The sequence below is a fragment of the Neglectibacter sp. X4 genome (assembly GCF_009917365.1).
GTDB lineage: Bacteria > Bacillota > Clostridia > Oscillospirales > Acutalibacteraceae > Acutalibacter.
Window position 1 is genome coordinate 1 of the sequence record NZ_QWLE01000254.1, and the last position, 675, is coordinate 675.

Here is a 675-nt window from a genome sequence, read left to right on the forward strand (position 1 = left end):
CTGTTATGCCAATGCTGGTTTCGCTGGTTGGTGTTTGCGGTCTTAGAATTTTGTGGATTACGACACTGTTTCAAATGCCGCAGTTCCATACGCTGGAGATGCTTTACATCACTTATCCGGTGACTTGGGGTGTTACAGCGACAGCACATTTGATTACTTTCTTGGTACTGCGTAAAAAGCTTCGCGAGAAGGCTGTTGCGAGACGGCTGTAATGAGGCGGGCGCTGCGAATTACATATATTCAAGAAAAAGTCCTAAAATATGCACGATGTTGTGCATATTTTCTTGGGAAATTCTTAAAATATGCACAAACAAAGCTGCTTATGAAGAATTTTACTGTTCTTTCGGCAGCTTTTTCAATGGGAACAGTACCAATGTGCATATTAAAGGTGTTTTTTTAAAAAATATGCATACCGATGTGCATATAATCGACATAATTACTCAAAATATGCACATCGAAGCCTGGGTAGTCTGAAAAGCTGCCATACGGTTAAATCTAATAGGATTCAGCCGTATGGCAGCTTTCCTGTTTTTGTAAGGGGAAAATCTAACCAAAATCTAACGAAAGTGTTGGAAAATCAACGATTGACAGAGATAGAAAAAGCGAATATAATAATATTGGAAATAATGAGAAGAAAGAGTAATGAAGGAGGGGAACCTGTGAGAAAAAGGCAAA

Annotated in this window: 1 pseudogene; it reads left to right on the forward strand. The window is 39.0% G+C overall.

From position 1 onward, the window contains the following. A pseudogene (locus D1841_RS17980) lies at positions 1 to 212 on the forward strand (MATE family efflux transporter); the annotation flags it as partial. Positions 213 to 675 lie beyond the last annotated feature (463 nt).